We start from the raw sequence: 18,138 nt of genomic DNA on the forward strand, positions 1-18,138 counted from the left end.
CACGCGCCGGGCGGGCTTTCGCACGTCCGGGACGCGTCGTGCCCGTCCGCCGGGGTTCCGCGACCCCCGGCAGCAGCCGAGGAGGCTGGTCAGGCCGGGACGGGGCGCAGGACGGTGCTGCCGGAGCGCAGGGACGCGACCTGGCTGCGGGTGGCGATCCACTTCGGCAACCGGCCGACGCGCTGCAGCGGGGTGCTGCGCTGCGCCGAGGTGAACGCGGCGGTGCGCGACACCTTCAGCACCCGGGAGCGCCGCTCCTGCTCGTAGGCGCGCAGCGCGGGCCCGGGTTCCCCCGCCACGTCCGCGAGCCGGTGCGACAGCAGCCAGGCGTCCTCGAGGGTCTGGTTCGCCGCCTGCGCCACGGCGGGCGGCATCGCGTGCACGGCGTCGCCGAGCAGGGTGCTGCGCGGACCGCCCCACACCCGCGGGACGACGTGCCGGATGTGCGGGAAGAAGCCGAGGTCGTCCGGTCCGACCTCGGCGAGCAGCGGCCCCACCGGCTCGGGCCAGCCGGTGAACATCCGGCGCAGGTCGCGCAGCGACAGCGCCTCGTCGCCCTGGCGCCACGGCAGGTCGAACCACCAGTGCAGCAGGCCGCCCCCGGCGGGGATGAGGCCGCAGTGCGCGTCGCGGCCGGCGATGTTGACCGTCTGGTGCCCGTGCGCCACCGGCACGTCGCTGCGGGTGAGGCCCTGCCAGCTGGCCCAGCCGGTGTGCCGCGCGGGCCCGCCGCCGAGCAGTTCGCGGCGCACCACGGAGCGCTGGCCGTCGGCGCCGATCACCAGGTCGCCCTCGGCGCTGGTGCCGTCGTCGAAGTCGACGACGACGCGGTCGGCGGTCTCGGTGACGGCGATGCAGCGGCGCCCGAAGTGCAGCACGTGCTCGGGCAGCGCCGCGGCGATCTTGCCGGTGAGCAGCCGGCGCGGGGTTTCGATGGTGGGCGAGCCGAGACGCTCCGTGACGTCGGCCAAGTCCGCCTCCCAGAGCAGCCGCCCCGAGTCGGTGATGGACTTCAGGCTGTGCAGCTGGCGGCCCACGTCCTCCAGGGTGACGCCGAGCTGGCCCAGCGCGGCCGTGCCGTTGCTCCACACCGTGACCGCGGCGCCGCCGTCGCGCAGCGCGTCGGCGTGCTCGAAGACCGCAACGTCGTGACCGCCGTCGATGAGACCTTTGGCCACGGCGAGGCCACCGATCCCGGCTCCGATGACGAGAACGCGCATCGTATCCATCCGTCCTGCGAAGCTGGCTGGCTCGCCCATTTTAGCCAACAGTCCTACAAATCCGAGTTGTCGGTCCTCACATACAGTGATGAACATCTCTCGAACGGAGTAATGCGAGAGGTTAATCCACTGGGCGGCAGGCGGGCCCCGTCACCCCGTCCGCGGGGGAAGTAGGTTGCGGGAGCATGAGTCCTCGCGTCGCACCACCGTTCCGCGCCGACCACGTCGGCAGCCTGCTCCGCCCGCCCCACCTGCTCGCGGCCCGCGACGAGTTCGCGGCCGGCCGCATCGGCTCCGACGAGCTCCGGCGCGTCGAAGACGAGGCCATCACCGACGTGGTCGCCATGCAGGAGGAGATCGGCCTCTCCAGCGCCACCGACGGCGAGTTCCGCCGCGGTTCCTGGCACATGGACTTCCTGTACCAGCTGCGCGGCATCGACCGGGTCGACGACTCGGAGCTGACGGTCAAGTTCCACAACGCCGACGGGGACGTCGAGTTCGCCACCCCGGAGATGCGGATCGGCGAGAAGGTCGGGCTGGAGCACACGATCTTCGAGGACGCGTTCACCTCGCTGGCCGACCGCACCCGCACCGCGACGCCGAAGCTCACCATCCCGTCGCCGGGCATGGTGCAGTACCGCGCGGGCCGGGCCTCGATCGACCCGGAGGTGTACCCGGACCTCGCCGAGTTCCGCGCCGACCTGGCCGCCGCCTACCGCGCCGAGGTACACGCGCTGGCCGGGCTCGGCTGCCACTACCTGCAGCTCGACGACACCAGCCTCGCCTACCTGAACGACCCGCGGCAGCGCGCGAAGCTGCGGGAGCGGGGCGAGGACGCCGAGCACGAGCACGAACGCACCATCGAGATGATCAACGCGTCGATCGGCTCCCGCCCCGAGTCGATGTCGGTGACCACCCACCTGTGCCGCGGCAACTACCGGTCGTCCTGGGTGGCGGAGGGCGGCTACGACTTCGTCGCCGAGGCGCTGTTCAACGAGCTCGACGTGGACGGTTTCTTCCTGGAGTTCGACGACGAGCGCTCCGGCGGCTTCGAACCGCTGCGCTTCGTGCCGAAGGGCAAGCACGTGGTGCTGGGGCTGGTCACGACCAAGAGCGGTGAGCTGGAATCCGCCGACGACCTGAAGCGGCGCATCGACGAGGCGTCCCGGTACATCGACCTGGACCAGCTGTGCCTGTCACCGCAGTGCGGTTTCGCCTCCACCCAGGAGGGCAACGCCCTCGGCCACGACGAGCAGGTCGCCAAGCTGAGCCTGGTCGTGCGCACCGCCCAGGAGGTGTGGGGCTGAGTTCCCCGGGTCGGTCGGTGGCGGGACGCCGGTTCCGCCACCGGCGGCGCCCGCGCGGCGCGGGATCAGGCGGCGGCTTCGAGGAAGCGGCCCGCGACCAGGCCGGGCTCCTCGTTCCCGTCGAACCGGACCCACAGCACTGGGCCGTCGAAGACCTCGGGAAGCCCCGAGGCGGTCTCCACCACCGTGCCGACCTGATCGCGGAACCGGCCGAACGAGGCACGCACCCGGGTGCCAGGCTCCAGCGGACTCGATGACTGCTCCATGGGGGTCGACGTTACGTGCCGTGGCCGCGGAACGGAAAACCGCGTCCGAGTGACGTGCGGCTGAACACCGTGACCTGCGGTATCGACCCCCGGAAAGGCGCCCGGCACGGGCAGAACGATCTTGTTCAGTGATTGACGTCACGATAACCGCAGGTAGAAGCGTTGCGAACGGGAAGGGGCGCGGGTGCGCACAATCCGGCGATCAGGGGAATTCGAGCTGGAGATCAAGCGGTCCCGGTTCCTGTGCGCGCTGTCCCGCGCCGACTCCGAGGAGCAGGCGCGGGAGTTCGTCGCGCTGCGCCGGAAGCTGCACCACGACGCCCGGCACCACTGCTCCGCGTACGTGCTGGACGCGGACGGCCGCACCCAGCGCTCCAACGACGACGGCGAACCCGCGGGCACGGCCGGGGTGCCGATGCTGGAAGTGCTGCGGCACAACGAGCTCACCCGGGTGGTGGCGGTCGTGACGCGGTACTTCGGCGGCACGCTGCTCGGCGCGGGCGGGCTGGTGCGGGCGTACGGCGGCGCGGTGTCGGCCGCGCTGGAGCAGGTGGGGCTGGCGGAGCTGCGGCCGATGCGGCTGGTGTCCACCACGGTGGACTACCTGGTGGCGGGCAAGCTGGAGAACGACCTGCGCTCGCACGGATTCTCGGTGTCCGATGTGGACTACTCGGACCGAGTGCGGTTCGTGGTGGAGGTGCCCGCGGACGACGTCGAGGACTTCCGGCACTGGCTCGCCGAGGCCACCGGGGGCGCCGCGGAACCCCTCCTCGGCGAGGTGGTGCACGCCGAGGTCCCCGTTCCGCGCCCGTAGGACCGCCGGTCCGAACGGGTGCCGGTCAGGCCGTCGGCAGGTAGCCGGCGGCCCCCGCCAGCACGCCGACGACGGCGCCCACCACCACCTGCGCCGGGGTGTGGTCGCCCAAGCGCACCCGGGACCAGCCGACGGCCGCCGCCAGCCCCCACAGCAGCAACCACCAGGCCGAGTACACCACCGCAAGCATCGCCACCGCCCCCGCCGCGACCGCCGTGTGCACCGACACCTTCCACCACACCGTGATCAGGCCGATCGCCAGCAGCGCGGCCAGCATCGCCACGTCCAGCGCCACCACCAGCCGCGGCGCCCCGGCCAGCACCAGCACGCCCAGCCCCAGCGAGCTCAACGAGATCAGCAGCACGAACGGGATCAGCCGCCCCTCGCGGTCGCGCACGTGGTGCCCGTCCCACCACCCGGCCCGGGACCCGGCGATGATCCCGGCCATCGGCAGCACGCTGCTGGTCAACGCCACGAACACGCCCCACCCCAGCGCCGGGCCGGGCGCGTGCGTCGCCCGCCAGGCCACCGCGACCGGCAGCAGCAGGACGATCACCGCCGGGGAGCACACCTCGGTGAGCACCCGGGCCACCAGGTCCGCCCGAGGCGCGGGTGCCGGGCCGTCGAGACCGGCGCTCCCGGTCGTGCCGGTGTCGATCTCCGCCATCGCGCCTCCCCGCTCGCCCGCGCCGGGTCCGGCGCACCGCTTCCATGATCACCCACGGGAGTGCCGATGTGGTGGCGGCGCGACGGGTCGCGGCCGTTCCGCGGATGACCGGTCGGGCCGCCGGGGGCGGGGCAGTGTGGTTCGCGCGCGCCCGCGCGGGCGCGCGGCGGTTCGACCGTGCTCTGCGATCGGCGCTGCGTCGCGTGCGCGGGGCGGGTCGCCGTCCCGGCCAGCGTGCTCAGCGGCCGGAGCGCGTGCGCAGCGCGGGTGCGCACGGGGCGGAGGTCGTCGCGCGCACGGGACCCCCGACCACCCGTGGCCTGTGCGCGGGCCGTGACCGGTTCCGTGGGCACGGGTGGAGCGCCCGGCGGGTCCGCGCACGGGACCATCGTCGATGCCGGGCCCGCTGCTCGCTCCTGGACGCCGGCTCCGCCGCCGCTACCGCACCGCCCGCAGCCGGGGCGCGGACGCGAGCGACTCCAGCTTCGCCGCCGAGGCCGAGCCGGGTTCCGCGGTCAGCAGCACCACCCGGTGGTCGTGCCCGGGCACCCGCAGCTCCTGCAGCTCCAGGTCCAGCAGACCCAGCCGCGGGTGTCGGATCCGCTTCGGCACCGCGGCGGCGGTGCCCAGCTCCTGCTCCCGCCAGTGCGCGGCGAACTCCGGGTCGTGCGCGGCGAACTCCCGCACCAGCTCGGCCAGCCGCCGGTCCCCCGGGTACCGGGCGACGGCCTGCCGCAGCTCGGAGGCGACGTGCCGGGTGAACCCGTCCCCGGACGGCTCGCACCGCAGCGGACCGCCCTCCATCGACAACCGGAGGACGTTGCGCTCCGCCGGGGGCAGCGCCGCGAAGTCCACCAGCAGCGCGGCCGCGGCCGGGTTCCAGGCGAGCACGTCGTGCCGCGCGTTGAGCACGTAGGCGGGGACCGGGCCGAGCCGGTCCAGCAGCCGGCGCACCTCGACGGGCACCTCCGCGGCCGGTTCGGGACTCGCCGGGGCGTGCTCGGCGAGCCGCCCGAGGTGGTCCCGCTCGGCGGCGGAAAGCCCCAGCGCGGCCGCCAACGCGTCCAGCACCTGCGGCGACGGGTACGGACCGCGGGCCTGCTCCAGCCGCTCGTAGTAGTTCGCCGACACCCCGGCCAGCGCCGCGACCTCCTCGCGCCGCAAGCCCGGAGTGCGCCGCCGCGGCCCGGCGACCACCCCGGCCGCCGCGGGCGCGCGCGACTCGCGGCGGCTGCGCAGGAACGCGCCCAGGTCTCGTTTGCCCACGGCGCCAGCCTGGCACGGCCCGCGACCGGCATCCACGGACCGGCGGTCCGGGGTTCGGCCGGACGTGCCCGCGAGGCGCCGAGCGGCCGAACGTGGACGGCGACCACCGACGAAGGAGGGCCCGTGCCCGTGCCGAACTCACCGGCCGACGTGATCGACCGGTTCACCGCACTGCTGCTCGCCGAGGACATGGCGGGCGCGATCGACCTGCTCGCGCCGGACGTGGTCTTCGAGGCCCCGTTCGCGTGCGGCACCCCCGCCCGCGTCGACGGGCGGGAGGGGATGCGCGAGTACCTGGCGGACTACCCGGGCCGCGTGGACATCACCGGGTTCCCCGCCTTCGAGCTGCACGAGACGGCGGACCCGCGGACGGTGATCGCCGAGTTCACCGCGCACGGCCGCACGGTGCGCACCGGCGAGCCGTACGTCATGCCCTACATCGCGGTGCTGACCGTGGTGGACGGGCTGATCGCGCACTACCGGGACTACTGGAGCCCGGTGCTGGCGGCGAAGGCCGCCGGTGAGCTGCCCGCGCTGGTCGCGGCGTTGGAGGGGGCGGAGTGAGCGCGCTGCTGATCGGCGGGACCGGCACCACCGGCCGCCCGCTGTCCCGGCTGCTGCCGGACGCGACCGTCGCCTCCCGGAACCCCGGCCCCGGTCGGGTGCGCTTCGACTGGGCCGAGCCGAGCACGTTCGCGCCCGCGCTGGACGGGGTACGAGCGGTCTACCTGGTGCCGCCGCCGGCCGAGCTGGAGCCGATGCGGTTCGCGGTTCCGTTCTTCGCCGCGGCGCGCGCCGCCGGGGTGCGGCGGGTGGTGCTGCTGGGTTCGCTGATCGTGCTGCCGGACGCGCCGGGCGTGGCCGAGCTGGTGGCGGCGGTGCGGTCGATGCCGGAGCCGGTGGTGCTGCGGCCGTCGGGCTTCATGCAGAACCTGCTCGGCGACCACCCGCTGGCGGTGGGGCTGCGGGAGCGCGGCGAGCTGGTCAGCGCGGCCGGGGACGGCAAGCTCGGCTGGATCGACGCCGCGGACATCGCCGCGGTGGCAGCCCGGGCGCTCACCGATCCCGCGGTGTCCGGCGAGCACCTGCTGACCGGCCCGGAGGCGCTGTCCTACGCGGAGGTCGCCGAGGTGCTCGCCGAGGTCACCGGCCGCCCGGTCCGGCACCGCCCGGTGCGCACGTCCGAGCGTCGCGAAGTGTTCCGCGCGGCCGGGATGCCGGAGCCGTTCGCGACGGCCCTGGCCGCGGTGGACCGGGGCATCCGGAACGGGGAGGAGGACCTGGTGACCGGCGCGGTCGCGGAGCTCACCGGGCGGGCGCCCCGGTCGTTGCGGGAATTCGCCCTCGCGCATTCCGGCACGCTCGTCTGATTCCGGCGGGGGGGGGGGGGGGGGGGGGGGGGGGGGGGGGGGCGGCCGCCCCCGCCCCCCCCCCCCCCCCCCCCGCCCGAACAATCCGAATGCATATTCCAAAAAAAGAACTGCCATTGGTGCGAACGGGTGAGTGTCGCGCGGATCCGCCCAATTCGGCGACCAGATTGGTGAGGATCCCGGCTGAATCGAGAACCTGCGCGGGGCAACGGGGTTTTCGGCCACCGCGGAACCGGTCACCCGGTCAGCGGTGACCGCCCCCGTTCACCGGTTCCAGAATGAACGGGGACCGGCGCCCGTCGATGCACCGCGGGTCGGCCGAACCCGGGTTCGGCCGAAAAGGTCATCGCACCTCGCGCCCCGTTGGGAGGAGCGGTCATCACTGATCCACCACAGGCGCGATGGACGGAGTTCAGCCTGCTCGCCCGGCTGCGCCGCGAAACCAGGCAGGCACTGCTCTCCCTCGGCTCGGAAGTGATCTTCGAGGCGGAGCAGAAGATCCTGCGGCAGGGCGACGACAGCACGCACGTGGTGCTGCTGCTCAGCGGTTCGGCGAAGGTGCTGGCGCTGTCCGAGGTCGGCGGCACGACGCTGCTGGGCATCCGCTTCGGCGGTGACCTGGTCGGGGAGATGGCCGCGTTGGAGCAGCGCACGAGGTCGGCGACGGTCATCGCGGGTTCGCACGCCCGCACCCGGCTGATCAAGTCGGCGGACTTCCGCCGGTTCCTGCACGAGCACTCGGACGCGGCGGTCGCGATGGTGCTCATGGTCAACGCTCGGCTGCGCTGGGCGAACCGCCGCCGGATCGACAACGCGAACCTGTCGGCGACGCAGCGGGTGCCGCGGCTGCTGGTGGAGGCGGTCGACACCTACGGCGAGCAGGACCCCGAGGGCGGCTGGCGCATCGGGCCGCCGCTGACCCACGACGAACTGGCCACGCTGGCGGGAGTGCGGTTGCGGACGGTGCAGAAAGCGCTGCGCGACCTCGCCGAGCGCGGAGTCATCGAACGGCGCTACCGGCGCATCATCGTGACGAATCCCCTCAAGCTCCGAGAAATCGCCGATTATTCCAACTGAACCCGCATTCGTGCGTGTTCTTTTCGGCCATCACGCGGCAGTGTCATCATCAGTGACCGCGGGTGCTCGAATCACCTCGGAAAGAGACCGATCAGGGCAAGGGTGACCTCCTTCCGCGCACCGCATCGTCGAGGGGGCGAAGGGGCGTGCGGAAGCGTCCCGCGGCACACCTCGAAATGCGCCACCGCCAGGACGGGGTCGCGGTGGCAGGCGTTGCCCGAGTCGCATCGGGGTCGGCTCGGGCAACGCACCCCGCGCCGCTTCCGCGCGCCGCTCAGCCGAAGACGTCGGCGACGTAGCGCGCCCGGTCCCGCTCCATCGCGGTCATCCACTCCGCGGCCTGCTCCTCGTCCGCACCGGTGACCTCCGCGTAGATCCGGGCGCAGGTGCGGTGCACCGCGGGCGCCATCCGCTGCCCGTCGCCGCACACGAACACGGTCGCGCCCCGTTCGACCAGCTCGGCGACCTCGGCCCGGTCGGCCCACAGCCGGTCCTGCACGTAGCGGATGCCGCCGTCGGGTTCCGCCGAGTACGCGGGCCGCACGTCGACCACTCCGGCCGCCGCCCACTCGGCCAGCTCGTTTCGGTACAGCTGGTCGGACTCGGGGCCGTGGCAACCGAAGAACAGCAGCGCAGGCGCGGGCCGCACACCCTGCTCGGCCGCGGCCAGCGCCCGGTCCTGCAGGAAACCGCGGAAGGGGGCGATGCCGCTGCCCGCGCACACCAGCACCAGCGGCACGTCCAGCTCCGGCGGGTGGAACGCCACGTTCGACGGGCGCACGGTGACGGCGACCTTCGACCCGGGCAGCGCCTGCGCGAGGTGGTTCGAGGCGGCGCCCTCGTAGGTGCCCGCGCCGGACCGCGCGGGTTCGTTCAGCACGGCGACGGTCAGCGTGGCGTGTTCCGGGTTCCACCGGGGAGAGCTGGAGATGGAGTACTGCCGCGGCGTCAACGGGCTCAGCAGCGCCAGGAACGCGCCGAAGTCGAGGCGGCAGGCGGGGTAGCGCTCCAGCAGTTCCAACACGGTGACCCCGGGGCGCAGCACCTGCTCGGCGTGCACCTCCGGGTCGGCGGCCAGCGCGCGCAGCGCCTGCGCGTCGGGCGGGCACACTGTCGCCCCGGCCAGTTCGTCGAGCTGCCTGCGGGTGGCGGGCCTGCCGAGTTCGACGTAGCTGCCGAGCAGTTCCCCGGCGGCGACGTGCGCACCGGTGGGCAGGGAGGTGCCCTCCCCGCGCAGCACCACCTGGTCGTCGTGGGCCAGCTCGAAGCGGCTGAGCGCCCGCGCCACCACGGCCGGCGGATTCACCGGCAGCACCGCCAGGTAGTCCCCGGCGCGGTACCGGACGCCCTCGGGCAGGGCGATCTCCACGTGGTGCTTGGCGCCGACGTCCGGGGAGCTGAGCGGCCGGTTCGCCACGACCGTCCCCCACTGCAGGTCGTTGGCCCGCACGATGGGGTCGCGCACGGCCCCGACGTGCTCCGCGGTGAGCCGCGGGCCGGTGGCCGGTGTCGCGTCGCCGAGCTCGAACTCGGCGGCGACCGGCTCCCAGAACCCGGCGTACCAGTCGTCGAAGTCGCCGAAGAAGTCGCCGCGCGCGTCGGCCCGGCCGCGCGGCAGCAGGCGCTTCGCACCGGTCCGGGCCAGCTGCTCGTCCACTTCGGCAGGCACGGCCTGGTAGGTGCGCGCCCAATCGGTGTTGCCGCAGCCGAACACCGCGTACCGCACCCCGTCCAGCGAGCCGTCGGGCTGCTCCCGCAGCCAGCGCACGAACTCGCGCGCGTTGTCCGGCGGCTGCCCCTCGTAGGAGGCGGTGACGATGACGGCGACGCCGTCCGGCCCGAGGTCGCCCGCCGCGGCGTCGAGCTCGGCGAGTTCGCCGGTGCAGCCGCGGGCGGTGGCGTCGTTCGCGATGCGCTGCGCGAAGGCCTGCGCGGTGCCCGAGTTGGAGCCGTAGAACACCCGCACGGGCACGCCGTTCGGTTCGGCCTGCGCCACCTCGGGCGCGGACCGCTCGGCGGGGGCGCCGCCGTGCACGATCCGCCGGTCCCGCCGGTGGACGTGCATGAACAGGCCCTCCGGCTTGATCGTCAGCGTCTGCTTGATCTTGAGCTGGTAGTCGGGGTCGGCGGCGGTGATGTCGAAGCGCTGCAGCAGCATCGCCAGGAACAGCGTCGCCTCCTGCAGCGCGAAGCCGCGGCCGATGCAGGAGCGCTGCCCGTTGCCGAACGGCTTCCACGCGTTCGGCGGCAGCGCCTCGGCCCGTTCGAAGGTGAACCGGTCCGGGTCGAAGGTCTCCGCGTCCGCACCCCACACCGCCGGGTCCCGGTGCAGCCCGGGCACCACGACGAGCAGCTCGTCGTCCCGGTTCACCTCGTAGCGGCCACCGAGCACGGTCCCGTCGGCGCGCGGCGACACCCCGAACGCGGGCGCGGTCGGCCACAGCCGCAGCGATTCCTTGAGGACCTGGTCGAGGTAGCCGAGCCCGCTCAGGTGCTCGAACCGCGGCGCCTCGTCGCCCAGCACCCGGTCCACTTCGGACCGCGCGGTCGCCAGCACCTCGGGGTGCCGCAGCAGTTCGTGCAGCGTGAAGGTGAGCAGTCCGCTGGTGGTCTCGTGCCCGGCGATGAGGAAGGTGACCAGCTGGTGGCGCACGTTCTCGTCCGGGAGCCGCCGCCCGGTCTTCGGGTCGGCCGCGGTGAGCATCGTGTCGAGGATGTCGCTCTCCCCGGCCGGCAGCGGGTTTCGCCTGCGGTCGGCGATGAGCTGGTCGGCGACCTGGTGCATCAGCTCGACGTCCGCCGCGTACTGCTTGCGGGTGCCGCGCATCAGCAGTTCCTGGCCGGGCAGCCGCCGCGGGCGCGCCCCGGCTTCGACGAGCCCGCGCACCATCGATTCGACGAACGGGTTCAGCCGCTCCGCGTAGAAGCTGTTGAAGCGGTGGCTGAACGAGCACAGCGCGATCGTGTCGAGGGTGAGCCGGGTCGTGTCGTCGGCGATGTCGACGCGGTGCTCCGGGCCCTGGCGTTCCCACTTGAGCAGCAGCTGCTCGGCGATGTCGGCCATGCCGTCGAACATGGTGCGCAGCGCGGCGGGGCCGAACGCGGGCATCAGGATGCGGTGCGCGGCCTGCCAGTTCGGTTCCTCGGTCCACGCGGTGAACAGCCCGTCGCCCGCGAAGTCGCGGACGTTGACCAGGGCGGAGCCGAGGGCCTTGTCGAACCGCTCCTCGTCGCACAGCTCGTCGACGAGCTCCTGGGACTGCACGATGATCAGGCTCCGGCCGGGCAGCTGGAGCCGGAAGATCGGGCCGTGCTCGGCGGCCATCTCCACGAAGCGCAGCACGCCCTTGCCGCCGTCGAGTTCGAGCAGGTTGCCCACGAGCGGCTTCGGTTTGGGCTGCGGGATCGGGACGAGTTCCTGGGCGGTGGTCATCGGCATCTCCTGCGGGAGCGGGTGGTTCAGAGCCGGGTGGCGGGACGGGCCCGCAACCCGGCGAGCGCGTTGTCGACCACGGCGGCCGCGTAGGCGTCCGGCGAGTCGGCGGGCCGGTGCCCGAACGTGACGAGCACCGAGGCGGCGCCGTGCGCGGTCGTCCACAGCACGGTGCTGATCGCGGTGGCGTCCCCGGCGAGCACGCCCTGTTCGAGGCAGCCCGCGACGCGCTCGGCGACGAGCCGGTAGGCCGGGTTCACCTCGTCCGGGCATTCGGCCTTGTCCGCCGGGGTGCCGCTCATGAACAGCGCCCGGTAGTGCACCGGGTCGTCCTGCGCGTAGCGCACGAACGCGAGCATCAGCTCGCGGAGCCCGTCGACGCCGCCCTGCCCGCCGGTGCCGGCGAGGTCGGTGGCGACGCGTTCGAAGCCCTGGGTGGCCAGCGCGCGCAGGATCGCCTGCTTGTCCGCGAAGTACGAGTACAGCGACATGGGCGCGCAACCGAGGCGCCCGGCGAGCTTGCGCATGGTGAGCCCGGGGAAGCCCTCGTCCCGGATGAGCCGCTCGGCGGCGTCGAGGATCTCCTGCCGCAGTTCACCGCGGACCCGCTGGCGAGCGGTCTGGGACGTCACGTCGCACCTCCCGTGCGCACCGGCCCGGCGACCGGTTCCGTACATGTACGAACCACTGTACATGTACGGAATGCGGACGCCGCGAGCCTCGGACCACCGGCCCGCCGCGGTCATGGATGCTCACCGCAGGGTGATCCGAGGATGAGCCGTCCGGGGACGACCGGGCGGATCACCGCGCTGCTCGACGACCTGCTCGACCTGGGCCGCACGGCGCGAGGAGCGGACGACGACCCGGGGCCGCTGGTCCGAGCCGTCATCGCGCGCGGATGACGACGACCGCGGTCACCGCAGCGGGAACGGCACCCCGCGCTGCTCGGCCGGGCGCGGGCCGAAGATCCGCCGCTGCGATTCGTCGATCGCGAGGTCGTTGATGCTGGCCTCGCGGCGGCGCATCAGCCCGTCCGGCGCGAACTCCCACAGCTCATTGCCGTACGAGCGCCACCAGCGGCCGTCCGCGTCCCGGCACTCGTACTGGAACCGCACCGCGATGCGGTCCGCGGTGAACGCCCACAGCTCCTTGCGCAGCGCGTAGTCCAGCTCGCGGCGCCACTTCTCCCGCAGGAACTCGACGATCTCCGCCCGGCCGGTGACGAACCGGTCCCGGTTCCGCCACACCGAGTCCTCGGTGTAGGCGAGCGCGACCGCCTCCGGGTCGGTGGTGTTCCACGCGTCCTCTGCGGCCTGCACCTTCTGCGCCGCGGTGTCCGCGCCGAACGGCGGGTACGGGGGACGTCCGGTCATGGTGCTCTCCTCTCGCACGCTGGAGAACGTGCGTTCTCCGCGCTGCTAATCTAGAGAACGCACGTTCTCCACGCCAGGGAGCAGACCGATGGACCAGCGCACCGCCACCACCCGGCTACTCGACGCCGCCGAGGAGCTGTTCTACGCGCGCGGCGTGCAGGCCGTCGGCATGGACGAGATCCGCGCCGCCTCCGGCGTCTCGCTCAAACGGCTCTACCAGTGCTTCCCCTCGAAGGAACAGCTCGTCGTCGGCTACCTGCGGCGCCGCGACGGGCGGTGGCGCGACTCCCTCGCCCGCTCCGTCACCACCCGCGCCCGAGGCGCCGAACAGGTGCTCGCCGTCTTCGACTGGCTGCACGAGTGGTTCTCCGAACCGGGTTTCCACGGCTGCGCGTTCCTGAACTCCTTCGGCGAGCTCGGCGCCACCAGCCCCGCCGTCGCCGCCGTCGTCCGCGAGCACAAGACCGAGGTGCAGCGGTACCTCGCCACGCTCCTCACCGACGCCGGCGAGGCGCGGGCCGGCGCGCTGGCCGAACAGCTCAACGTCCTCGTCGAAGGCGCCATCACCACCGCCGCGATCACCGGCACCCCGGCCCCGGCCCACCACGCCCGAGCAGCGGCCGAAGCCCTCCTCAACCGCCGCTGATCCGGAACCCGACCCACCACGACCGATCACTGGGTACGGCCACCGGGCCATGGGACACGACCGCTGGATCCTGAACGAGGAAGACGAGTGGGATCTACCCGCAGAACCGGGTCCTCGATCGTGGTCGTCGCCGGGCGCGGCTACCTGGTGCAGGGCGGGTTGAACACGACGATCGCCGGGCAGGCCCGCCGGGTTCTGGTGGTGTTCTTCGCGGGCACGCTGGTGAACGGCGGGTTCGCCGCCTTCGACCTGGTGATGATCACTGGGACGTCGCCGGACGTGGGCGGCACGTCGGGCGAGTTCACCGCCGGACTCGTCGGCTACCTGCTGCTGCCGCTGGTGCTCGTCGTGCTGTCCGCGGTGCACGTCGCGGTCGGGCGCCGGTGGTTCCGCCCGTCGCCCGCGCTCTTGCGGAAGCACTCGGCTACTGGGCGCCGAGGTCCGGGACGGTGAGGGAACCGTCGGCGGCGAGCGGGAAATCCGGGTTGTGCGCGATCTCCCACGGGTGCCCGTCCGGGTCGGTGAACACGCCCGCGTAGCCGCCGTAGAACGTCTCAGCGGGACGCCTGGTCACCAGAGCGCCGGCCGCCTCGGCGGCCGCGACGATCTCGTCGACCTCGGCCGCGGACCGGGCGTTGTGCGCGAGGCAGACGCCGCCGAACCCGCGATCCACCGGCAGCCCGCAGTCCCGCGCGAGCGCCTCCCGACCCCACAGCACGAACGCGCTGCCGCCGGTCTGGAAGAACACGGTTTCGCTGAGCTCCTGCCCGCGCCAGCCGAGCCGCTCGTAGAACTCCTTCGCCCGCCCCAGATCATCCACGCCGAGCGTGACCAGGCTCACCCGCTGCTCCATCCCCGCAGCATAACGACGCCCCCGACGACTCCGGCCGACTCGGCGTCCGATCAGGATCCGTGCGCACGCGACGCGGTCGGTCTCCCCTCACCGCATCGGGCTCTTGCCCCGGGGCTCACCGCGTCAGGGGCGGGCCTGCTCGGGCACTCCCGGGTGTCGATGACCCAGGACGTCTACCTGGCTCGGAAGACGGTCAGCCGGGACGCGGCGACGGCGCTCGAAGCAGCCTTCGCTAAAGAGTCAAACTGGTTCCGTGTGGGTTCTGTGTGGATGCGATCTTGATCCGGGAACCGAACAACGCTCTGACCAGGCGGGATGGTGGGGCGCCTGGGGATCGAACCCAGAACCCACGGATTAAAAGTCCGTTGCTCTGCCAGTTGAGCTAACGCCCCGCGGGGTCAGCGTACAAGGGCGTGGTCATCTCGTGTGGCGGTGGGCCGAAGAGCGTCGGGGGCGCGCGGGGCCGCGAAGGTCGGGTTCGGCGTCAGGGACAATGGCAGGCGTGACCGTGCTCGATTCGATGGTGCCGACCGCCGAGAAACCGCCCGCGCACTCGCTGCGGATCGGGCCGCACGCGGTGGATCCGCCGGTGGTGCTCGCGCCGATGGCCGGGATCACGAACGTGGCGTTCCGCAGGTTGTGCCGGGAGTACGGCGCGGGGCTCTACGTTTGCGAGATGATCACGAGCCGGGCGCTGGTGGAGCGGCATCCGCAGACCATGCAGATGATCACGTTCGACGCCGACGAGCACCCGCGGTCGATGCAGCTGTACGGCGTCGACCCGGTGACCATGGGCGAAGCGGTGCGGATGATCGTGGCCGAGGACCTCGCCGACCACGTGGACATGAACTTCGGCTGCCCCGTCCCGAAGGTCACCCGCAAGGGCGGCGGCTCGGCGCTGCCGTACAAGCGGCGGCTGTTCGAGGACATCGTCACCGCGGCGGTGCGTGCCGCCGAGCCCGCGGGCATCCCGGTCACCGTCAAGTTCCGCATCGGCATCGACGACGACCACCTGACCTACCTGGACGCGGGCCGCATCGCCGAGGAGTCCGGCGCCGCCGCCGTCGCGCTGCACGCGCGCACCGCCGCGCAGCGCTACTCGGGCACCGCCGACTGGAGCACGATCGCCCGCCTGAAGGAGGCCGTGCGCGGCATCCCGGTCCTCGGCAACGGCGACATCTTCAGCGCCGGCGACGCGCTGCGGATGATGGCCGAGACCGGCTGCGACGGCGTCGTCGTCGGGCGCGGCTGCCTCGGCCGGCCCTGGCTGTTCCGCGACCTGCAGGCCGCGTTCACCGGCCGCGAGATCCCGCCGGGACCGAACCTCGGCGAGGTGCGGCGGGTGCTGCGCAGGCACGGCGAGCTGCTCAGCGAGCACATGGGCGAGCAGAAGGGCGTCCGCGACCTGCGCAAGCACATGGCGCAGTACCTGCGCGGGTTCCCCGTCGGCTCCGACCTGCGGCACCGGTTCGGGCTGGTGTCCAGCCTCGCCGAGCTCGACGACCTGCTCGCCGACCTCGACCCGGACGTGTCGTTCCCCGCCGACGCCGAAGGCCCCCGCGGGCGCCAGGGCTCCGCCGGGAAGGTCGTGCTCCCCGAGGGCTGGCTGGACGACCCCGAGGACCGGTGCGTGCCCGCGGGCGCCGAGATCGACCACAGCGGCGGCTGACGCGACGATGCGGACCGCTCTGCTGTGCCTCGCGGCGTGCGCGCTCGCGGGGTGCTCCACCACGCCGCAGCCACCGGCCCCGGAGCAGCAGGTCCGCGACTACTTCGCCGCGAACGACGCCGCCGCCCGCGCGGGGGCGCGGGCCCAGCAGGACTTCTTCACCCGCACCCAGCACCCGGACTACGCGGACCGCACCTGCGAGCTCGACGGGCTCACGGTGCAGCTGGAACCGGCGATGAGCACGCTGCGGCCGGACCCCGGCTACCAACCGGACTCGACGGGACCGCCGCGCGGTGACGTGCGGGTCGTCGGCGTGGAGGTAACGGTCCGCCGGGACGGGACGATCATCGGCAGGCAGATCGGGTCCCAGCACCTCGTGCTGCTCGACGGGCGGGTCCACGGATTCGCCCCCTGCCCGACCGGGGGTGCCTCATGACGCGAACGGAGAACAGGCACGTGCGCTGCTGTGACGGGAAACACATCGGGCTCGGTTCGTCCGTGCGGGTGGGGAGATCCCGTTTCGCTTCCACCCGTTGGCCAGGGCCGGTACACACCAAGGCAGCCCGGCGACGTGAGACGCACTCACCAATTCGGAGCAAAGGCTGGTAAGCCGGATGAGCGAATTCCGCAGTACACGCATCCCGGCGCCTCAAGCGACCCGCCGGAGCCGACGACACCACGGACGGGAGGTGACAGCGATGACCGGATTGCGCGACGGCTTCGCCGGACCCGAACCTCTGCGCGAGGACGTCGCGCGTTCGTTGTGCCCCGCACCGGCTCCACCGCCGGACCTCGGGCCGCGACGCACGCGTCACGAGCTGGCCAACGAGGGCGGCATGGTGGAACTGCACGAGTCGATCGCCGCGCTGCTGGCGTCCCGGGGGCAGTGGCGCCAGGCCTACCACCACCTGCGCTCCGCGCTGGACCTGCTGTCCACCCAGGACACGCCGCGCGTGCCCGAACAGCTCCGGCACGAGGTGAACCGGCTGCGCCGCGAGCACGCCGAAGCCCGCGAGCAGAGCCTCCGCGACAGCCTCACCGCCAGCTACAACCGGCGCTACCTCGACGAACGCCTCGCCGACCTGCTCGCCGTCGACGGCCCGGGCGGCCTGGCCGTCGGACTCGTCGACCTGGACTGGTTCAAGCAGGTCAACGACACCTACGGGCACCTGCTGGGGGATCGGGTCCTGCAGCGGGTCGTGGACCTGCTGCAGGAGGCGCTGCCGTCGGGCTCGTTCTGCGCTCGCTACGGCGGCGAGGAGTTCGTGCTCGTGCTGCCCTCCATCGACGCGGCCCGCGCGGTGGCGGTGTGCGAGGCGGCGCGGATCCGCATCGAGCGGTTCCCCTGGTCGCAGCTGGCGCCCGGGCTGCGCGTCACCGTGAGCATCGGGATGGCGCACGAACCGGACACCGGGCAGCACGCTTCGCCGTCCGCGACCGCCGAGCAGCAGCTCATCGGCGCGGACGCGCTGCTGTACGCGGCCAAGCAATCGGGCCGCAACGCCGTCGCCTACCGTTCCGCGAGCGAGGTCCACATCGCGGGCCTGGGCGCGGAGCGGCGCGCCGGGGCCAGACTGCTCGGCTACTGAGAGCGATCCCGCCGGAACCGAAGGTACCTACACAGGGTGTATGTGCCGGTCAAGTGGCGTAACACAGTTGGGCGTTCCGGCGCACGTTCTCAGCGAATCGTGCACTGATTGTGAAGAAATTGTCGCCCACTATCGTCAGTTCGGGCGATCAGCCGTACTATCTCGGGAGCGTTAAGCGATAGGACTTCGGGGAGTCGACCGCTGACGCCCATACCGAACGACGACACCATCGATTGCGACGGTGGGGAGGGAACACGGGTGCCGCAGGACCCCCGGCATGGCCAGCACGGGCACCACAGTCCCCACCAAGACGGGGGCCCGGACGAGGACAACGCCCCCGAACAGCAGTCCGGGCGGCGCCGCCGCGCGTTAGGCGACGACGGCACCGGCGGGACGCGGGTGTTCGACCTCCTGTCCAAGCACGGCAAGGCCCCCGGCGCGGGCACCGGCTCGCACCGCCGAGCCGCCGAACCCGAGCCCCCCGACGGTGGTGGCGGACGCCGGTCGCGCGCCGCGCAGCCGCAGTCCCCCGCGGCCCAGCAACCTCCCGCCGCGCAGCAGGCCCCCCAGTCCCCGCAAGCACCGTCC

20 protein-coding genes and 1 tRNA gene are annotated in these 18,138 nt (G+C 72.9%); 12 read left to right on the forward strand and 9 right to left on the reverse strand.

The window, feature by feature from the left end; all coding sequences use genetic code 11:
- Positions 1-89 precede the first annotated feature (89 nt).
- Positions 90-1,220 (reverse strand): FAD-dependent monooxygenase, encoded by a 1,131-nt coding sequence (locus tag LCD31_RS13795; RefSeq protein ID WP_224958538.1) that lies wholly within the window; start codon positions 1,218-1,220, stop codon positions 90-92.
- A gap of 185 nt (positions 1,221-1,405) precedes the next feature.
- Here LCD31_RS13795 and LCD31_RS13800 point away from each other — a divergent pair, with 185 nt between their 5' ends.
- Positions 1,406-2,527, forward strand: coding sequence for a 5-methyltetrahydropteroyltriglutamate--homocysteine S-methyltransferase (locus LCD31_RS13800; protein WP_224958539.1), 1,122 nt, complete (start codon positions 1,406-1,408; stop codon positions 2,525-2,527).
- Between the two features lie 65 nt (positions 2,528-2,592).
- Here the strand turns inward: LCD31_RS13800 and LCD31_RS13805 are convergent, their stop codons facing one another.
- Positions 2,593-2,793 carry a hypothetical protein gene (locus LCD31_RS13805; RefSeq protein ID WP_224958540.1) on the reverse strand — a complete coding sequence of 67 codons (201 nt, stop codon included), beginning with the start codon at positions 2,791-2,793 and terminating at the stop codon, positions 2,593-2,595.
- A gap of 184 nt (positions 2,794-2,977) precedes the next feature.
- Between LCD31_RS13805 and LCD31_RS13810 the strand changes: the two genes are divergently transcribed.
- The gene (locus LCD31_RS13810) at positions 2,978-3,607 is read left to right on the forward strand and encodes a YigZ family protein (RefSeq protein WP_224958541.1); all 630 of its coding nucleotides are present in this window, start codon (positions 2,978-2,980) and stop codon (positions 3,605-3,607) included.
- Positions 3,608-3,632: 25 nt separating this feature from the next.
- Here LCD31_RS13810 and LCD31_RS13815 read toward each other — a convergent pair whose 3' ends face one another.
- A complete protein-coding gene (locus LCD31_RS13815) occupies positions 3,633-4,274 on the reverse strand; it encodes a phosphatase PAP2 family protein (RefSeq protein ID WP_224958542.1) in 642 nt (213 codons plus the stop codon).
- A 438-nt stretch (positions 4,275-4,712) separates the two neighbouring features.
- Positions 4,713-5,540 carry a helix-turn-helix transcriptional regulator gene (locus LCD31_RS13820; protein WP_224958543.1) on the reverse strand — a complete coding sequence of 276 codons (828 nt, stop codon included), beginning with the start codon at positions 5,538-5,540 and terminating at the stop codon, positions 4,713-4,715.
- A gap of 123 nt (positions 5,541-5,663) precedes the next feature.
- Between LCD31_RS13820 and LCD31_RS13825 the strand changes: the two genes are divergently transcribed.
- The 3 genes from LCD31_RS13825 to LCD31_RS13835 all read left to right on the forward strand — a co-directional run bounded on the left by LCD31_RS13825 (position 5,664) and on the right by LCD31_RS13835 (position 7,987).
- Positions 5,664-6,104, forward strand: a complete 441-nt coding sequence (locus LCD31_RS13825; protein WP_308015848.1) for a nuclear transport factor 2 family protein — start codon at positions 5,664-5,666, stop codon at positions 6,102-6,104.
- A complete protein-coding gene (locus tag LCD31_RS13830; RefSeq protein ID WP_224958544.1) occupies positions 6,101-6,910 on the forward strand; it encodes an ergot alkaloid biosynthesis protein in 810 nt (269 codons plus the stop codon). Before LCD31_RS13825 ends, LCD31_RS13830 begins: the two co-directional genes overlap by 4 nt.
- Positions 6,911-7,273: 363 nt before the next feature.
- Positions 7,274-7,987, forward strand: a complete 714-nt coding sequence (locus LCD31_RS13835) for a Crp/Fnr family transcriptional regulator (protein WP_224958545.1) — start codon at positions 7,274-7,276, stop codon at positions 7,985-7,987.
- Between the two features lie 274 nt (positions 7,988-8,261).
- Here LCD31_RS13835 and LCD31_RS13840 read toward each other — a convergent pair whose 3' ends face one another.
- Together LCD31_RS13840 and LCD31_RS13845 are read right to left on the reverse strand one after the other, a co-directional pair.
- Positions 8,262-11,420 carry a bifunctional cytochrome P450/NADPH--P450 reductase gene (locus tag LCD31_RS13840; protein ID WP_224958547.1) on the reverse strand — a complete coding sequence of 1,053 codons (3,159 nt, stop codon included), beginning with the start codon at positions 11,418-11,420 and terminating at the stop codon, positions 8,262-8,264.
- A gap of 26 nt (positions 11,421-11,446) precedes the next feature.
- Entirely contained in the window at positions 11,447-12,052 is a 606-nt protein-coding gene (locus LCD31_RS13845) for a TetR/AcrR family transcriptional regulator (RefSeq protein WP_224958549.1), read from the reverse strand.
- 141 nt (positions 12,053-12,193) lie between these two features.
- Here LCD31_RS13845 and LCD31_RS29090 point away from each other — a divergent pair, with 141 nt between their 5' ends.
- On the forward strand, positions 12,194-12,322 hold the full coding sequence (locus LCD31_RS29090) for a hypothetical protein (protein WP_255618725.1): 129 nt from the start codon (positions 12,194-12,196) through the stop codon (positions 12,320-12,322).
- 12 nt (positions 12,323-12,334) lie between these two features.
- Here the strand turns inward: LCD31_RS29090 and LCD31_RS13850 are convergent, their stop codons facing one another.
- Positions 12,335-12,793: a nuclear transport factor 2 family protein gene (locus LCD31_RS13850; RefSeq protein ID WP_224958550.1), complete on the reverse strand. Its 459-nt coding sequence runs from the start codon at positions 12,791-12,793 to the stop codon at positions 12,335-12,337.
- Between the two features lie 88 nt (positions 12,794-12,881).
- Here LCD31_RS13850 and LCD31_RS13855 point away from each other — a divergent pair, with 88 nt between their 5' ends.
- Both LCD31_RS13855 and LCD31_RS13860 read left to right on the forward strand, forming a co-directional pair.
- Positions 12,882-13,439 carry a TetR/AcrR family transcriptional regulator gene (locus LCD31_RS13855; protein ID WP_224958551.1) on the forward strand — a complete coding sequence of 186 codons (558 nt, stop codon included), beginning with the start codon at positions 12,882-12,884 and terminating at the stop codon, positions 13,437-13,439.
- 87 nt (positions 13,440-13,526) lie between these two features.
- Positions 13,527-13,892: a hypothetical protein gene (locus LCD31_RS13860; protein WP_224958552.1), complete on the forward strand. Its 366-nt coding sequence runs from the start codon at positions 13,527-13,529 to the stop codon at positions 13,890-13,892.
- On the opposite strand, the gene LCD31_RS13865 is transcribed toward LCD31_RS13860, so the two are convergent.
- Together LCD31_RS13865 and LCD31_RS13870 are read right to left on the reverse strand one after the other, a co-directional pair.
- A complete protein-coding gene (locus tag LCD31_RS13865; protein ID WP_224958553.1) occupies positions 13,864-14,292 on the reverse strand; it encodes a VOC family protein in 429 nt (142 codons plus the stop codon). The two genes, LCD31_RS13860 and LCD31_RS13865, sit on opposite strands and share 29 nt — an antisense overlap.
- Before the next feature lie 316 nt (positions 14,293-14,608).
- A tRNA-Lys gene (locus LCD31_RS13870) sits at positions 14,609-14,684 on the reverse strand.
- 128 nt (positions 14,685-14,812) lie between these two features.
- Here LCD31_RS13870 and dusB point away from each other — a divergent pair.
- The 4 genes from dusB to LCD31_RS13890 form a co-directional block, all read left to right on the forward strand.
- Positions 14,813-15,961 carry a tRNA dihydrouridine synthase DusB gene (gene dusB / locus LCD31_RS13875; RefSeq protein WP_224958561.1) on the forward strand — a complete coding sequence of 383 codons (1,149 nt, stop codon included), beginning with the start codon at positions 14,813-14,815 and terminating at the stop codon, positions 15,959-15,961.
- Between the two features lie 7 nt (positions 15,962-15,968).
- Positions 15,969-16,397 carry a hypothetical protein gene (locus tag LCD31_RS13880; protein ID WP_224958554.1) on the forward strand — a complete coding sequence of 143 codons (429 nt, stop codon included), beginning with the start codon at positions 15,969-15,971 and terminating at the stop codon, positions 16,395-16,397.
- Between the two features lie 262 nt (positions 16,398-16,659).
- The gene (locus LCD31_RS13885; RefSeq protein WP_224958555.1) at positions 16,660-17,550 is read left to right on the forward strand and encodes a GGDEF domain-containing protein; all 891 of its coding nucleotides are present in this window, start codon (positions 16,660-16,662) and stop codon (positions 17,548-17,550) included.
- 258 nt (positions 17,551-17,808) lie between these two features.
- Positions 17,809-18,138, forward strand: a 330-nt coding sequence (locus LCD31_RS13890) for a hypothetical protein (protein WP_224958556.1), incomplete at its 3' end; no start/stop codon positions are given.

It is taken from the genome of Saccharopolyspora sp. 6M, from assembly GCF_020176775.1.
GTDB lineage: Bacteria > Actinomycetota > Actinomycetes > Mycobacteriales > Pseudonocardiaceae > Saccharopolyspora_C > Saccharopolyspora_C gregorii.

Coding starts and splice junctions, on each gene's coding strand:
- LCD31_RS13855 (WP_224958551.1), top strand. CDS start 12,882: ATGGACCAGCGCACCGCCACCACCCGGCTACTCGACGCCGCCGAGGAG.
- LCD31_RS13880 (WP_224958554.1), top strand. CDS start 15,969: ATGCGGACCGCTCTGCTGTGCCTCGCGGCGTGCGCGCTCGCGGGGTGC.
- LCD31_RS13885 (WP_224958555.1), top strand. CDS start 16,660: ATGACCGGATTGCGCGACGGCTTCGCCGGACCCGAACCTCTGCGCGAG.
- LCD31_RS13800 (WP_224958539.1), top strand. CDS start 1,406: ATGAGTCCTCGCGTCGCACCACCGTTCCGCGCCGACCACGTCGGCAGC.
- LCD31_RS13850 (WP_224958550.1), bottom strand. CDS start 12,793: ATGACCGGACGTCCCCCGTACCCGCCGTTCGGCGCGGACACCGCGGCG.
- LCD31_RS13815 (WP_224958542.1), bottom strand. CDS start 4,274: ATGGCGGAGATCGACACCGGCACGACCGGGAGCGCCGGTCTCGACGGC.
- dusB (WP_224958561.1), top strand. CDS start 14,813: ATGGTGCCGACCGCCGAGAAACCGCCCGCGCACTCGCTGCGGATCGGG.
- LCD31_RS29090 (WP_255618725.1), top strand. CDS start 12,194: ATGAGCCGTCCGGGGACGACCGGGCGGATCACCGCGCTGCTCGACGAC.
- LCD31_RS13795 (WP_224958538.1), bottom strand. CDS start 1,220: ATGCGCGTTCTCGTCATCGGAGCCGGGATCGGTGGCCTCGCCGTGGCC.
- LCD31_RS13840 (WP_224958547.1), bottom strand. CDS start 11,420: ATGACCACCGCCCAGGAACTCGTCCCGATCCCGCAGCCCAAACCGAAG.
- LCD31_RS13865 (WP_224958553.1), bottom strand. CDS start 14,292: ATGGAGCAGCGGGTGAGCCTGGTCACGCTCGGCGTGGATGATCTGGGG.
- LCD31_RS13805 (WP_224958540.1), bottom strand. CDS start 2,793: ATGGAGCAGTCATCGAGTCCGCTGGAGCCTGGCACCCGGGTGCGTGCC.